This is a genomic window from Shigella sp. FC1544, from assembly GCF_001722145.1.
GTDB classification, from domain to species: domain Bacteria; phylum Pseudomonadota; class Gammaproteobacteria; order Enterobacterales; family Enterobacteriaceae; genus Escherichia; species Escherichia coli.
On the sequence record NZ_MECT01000184.1, the window covers coordinates 1 to 3,341 of the forward strand.

The window sequence follows — 3,341 nt, forward strand, 5'->3', positions numbered from 1 at the left end:
GCCACCGTGTATTTCTGGTCAACAACCAGTTGAGCGGATTCGCGTTTAAACTCTGCGCTAAAATTTCTTTTTTTCATTGGAGCACCTGTGTTGTTCTGAGGTGAGCATATCACCTCTGTTCAGGTGGCCAAATTCAGTGTGCCACTTCAGTTAGTGCTACTTAGCGTTGCAGAGGTAAACTCCCGTCCTGTCACGTTATCTGTCTGGTTCACCGTAACATCATCAACCACACTGCTGTAATTTGTCGCACCGCTAGTGCTGTCGGCTCCACACCCTCCTGAGGAGGCATAAGCGCAGGATGTGGATATCAACAAAAGTCCTGTTATAAGAGGCGCTCTTTTCATTTTTTTATCCTTAATGGCACTGCGCTGTGCCTTGTAATACAGAGGTTGTTGGTTCTGAATCCGGTGTACTAAAAGCAAACTGACATTGTTGATCTGCCTGATTTCCCCAGCGTACAGTCCAGCTTTGTGATTTACTCGATATCCCAGAGAGATATAGTATGCCGCCCTCATCGACGATACTTTGTTGCCCCGTATCATCGTTGCTGGCAAGAGCGCCAAAGGGCAACGGTTTACCGTTGCGATCGCTGACTGTAACAAGTACGCGATAACCGATATTGGCGTTGAAACGCGCCGCTACCATTGCACCTCTGTTGGGCACCACAAACTGTGTTGTTTGTTCAAGATCGACGTTATCGGGCAGCTGCGTAGTATCTACCGAGAGACGGTTTTCCTGATAAGTCGTGAGATAAGGAATCACTGCATAGCCAAAGGGATCAGTAGCAATCCCCGGATAGTTTTGTATCCTCACGCCAGAAGCCCCGTTAGCATCGATAAGCGCAAAAGCGTTGCCCAGATATTGCGAGAGCGTCACGCCATGAGGATGGATAACCACGCCGCCGGTAACGCCGTAATTGTATTGGCTGCTGTCATTACCGTAACTGTATCCGGCACTGAAGGTTCCATAAGGTGAACGGTAACTGGCGTTCAGGCTACTGTTATGGTTGTTATCGTCATCCAGACTTTGTTCCAGGCTATAGCTCAGGCGACCATCATCCAGCAGTGAGCCATCAAGACGCATTTCATGTTGGGTTGGGCGATCTTTCTGGCTGGTCATCTGATAGGAAACCCGGCTACGCGGTAACCAGCGTTCTAACGGAATACTGAGATTCAAAGAGAGTGCACGGTCATTATTTTCATCAGTGTAGCGGCTGTATTGATAATTCAGGCTGTAACCAATTCCCCATTGCTGGCCGGAAACCCCAACAGAGATATTCCTGTTTTTCTCGTTATTGCCCCAATAGTCTTGCTGCGAACCGGAGGCATACAGACTTACCCCATCAAATATTGTCTGGCTGATGTTGAATTGAATTTCACTTTTTTGGCGACTGTTATAGTCCCAATTGCGGGTATTGGCTTCATCAAAACTAAAATAGCCATCGTTGGTATAGCGATAGTAGCTAACAGCGATATTGGTGTTGGTTTCCGGGATATCTTTGATGTACTGCGTACGCCATTGATAGCCATGAAAAGAGTGCTGGTTATCGAATTGGGTGTCAGCCTGTTGATATCCATCGACAACGCGCCCAGTGCGCCAAGTGTGCCGCCGATACCGATCCCCAGCGCATAATAATCTTCAGAACCGAGCAGGCCGCCATACAGCGTAAAAGTATTATTCAAACCATATATTGCCGTGGCTTCAGCAAATTCGGGTTCCTTGCTATCACTGTTTGCATCAGCGCGATAGCGTCCAGCGGTCGCGCTATATTTTAGATGCCCAGGTCGCTGCATCATGGGTAATGAAGAATAAGGCTGGATAAAGCGACGTTGTGTACCGTCACTTTCTTCAATCGTGACTTCTAAATCGCCGCTGTTGGAAGAGGGGTAGAGATCGTTAATTTCAAAGGCACCCGCTGGCACGTTGCTTTGATAGATCACATAACCATTTTGCCTGATAGTCACGATTGCACTACTGTTTGCGATACCGCGTACCGTTGGGGCAAATCCGCGCTGGCTGTTTGGCAACATATTATCGTCGGAAGCGAGTTGCACGCCAGTAAAGGTGTAGCTGGAAAAAATACTGCCGCTGGTGGCGCTTTCTCCCAGAAGCAACTGAGACTTCAACGCCTTGATATCACGTTGTAAATAACTACTGATAGTGTTCCAGCTTGACGCCTGATCGTTGCGTGTCCACGTAGAATAGTTACGTAATCGCCAGGGGCCAAAATTAGCACCATTTTGCATATTCAGGTACTGTCGTTGGCTACGATTGCCCTGGCGGTAACGGTTATCAGAACCTGTAAACGAGTAGTTGGTAAACAGCGTTGGTATACCATCGTCCCAACGAGAAGGGGAGACGTAACCTCTTGCATCACGGTACAGTGCAATTTGGGGAATGCTCAAATTAAGTCGCTGATGATTGAAATCAAATTCAGCAGCTGTACCGGCTATGATTTGTTCAAGCGAGTTGATCACGCTATCGTCATCTTTTTCAGCCAGCGCCGGGATTTCATCCACCTTAATACCCAGCTCACGTAGTTGTTCTACCGTAAACTGTGGCTGCAGAAGTTGCTCTGCATTGGCGGTAAATGTAATTTTTTTCTGTGAAACCTTCTTTTTATTCAGCCAGATATCAACCTGATAAGTTCCTGGTAGTTGTGCGTATTTTTTTGAAAAACGTGACAGATCAGTTGTTTGCATACCACTTTTTGTAGTTTCCAGCATAATGGGGTCGAAATAATACTCTTCGGCGTTAGCGGTAGTGCAAAGCATGCCGCTGCCAGTGAGCACCATCGGCAAACAGCGTTTGATGATGAGCGCCAACTGTTTCGGTGTGCGTTTATGTCCCTGGTGGTGTCGTTGTGGCATTCCCTGATGACCTGTGTTTTTTATATTTGTTATTGCAGTGGACGAGTTTCTGTCCCGGAACTGCCGCCATAATCATTGATTGCAGCCCATTTCGGTAATGACTCCAACTTACTGATAGTGTTTTATGTTCAGATAATGCCCGATGACCTTGTCATGCAGCTCCACCGATTTTGAGAACGACAGTGACTTCCGTCCCAGCCTTGCCAGATGTTGTCTCAGATTCAGATTATGTCGCTCAATGCGCTGAGTGTAACGCTTGCTGATAACGTGCAGCTTTCCCTTCAGGCGTGATTCATACAGCGGCCAGCCATCCGTCATCCATACCACGACCTCAAAGGCCGACAGCAGGCTCAGAAGACGCTCCAGTGTGGTCAGAGTGCGTTCACCGAAGACGTGCGCCACAACCGTCCTCCGTATCCTGTCATACGCGTAAAACAGCCAGCGCTGACGTGATTTAGCACCGACGTAGCC

Annotated in this window: 4 pseudogenes; all 4 read right to left on the bottom strand. The window is 47.9% G+C overall.

Annotated elements, in window-relative coordinates:
• Window positions 1-149 precede the first annotated feature (149 nt).
• Window positions 150-344 (bottom strand): annotated as a pseudogene (locus BGK49_RS26530) (fimbrial protein); the annotation flags it as partial.
• Window positions 345-354: 10 nt separating this feature from the next.
• A pseudogene (locus BGK49_RS11075) lies at window positions 355-2,870 on the bottom strand (fimbria/pilus outer membrane usher protein).
• 29 nt (window positions 2,871-2,899) lie between these two features.
• Window positions 2,900-2,962: pseudogene (locus BGK49_RS31035) on the bottom strand (hypothetical protein); the annotation flags it as partial.
• Between the two features lie 16 nt (window positions 2,963-2,978).
• Window positions 2,979-3,341, bottom strand: a pseudogene (locus BGK49_RS11080) (IS1-like element IS1X2 family transposase); the annotation flags it as partial.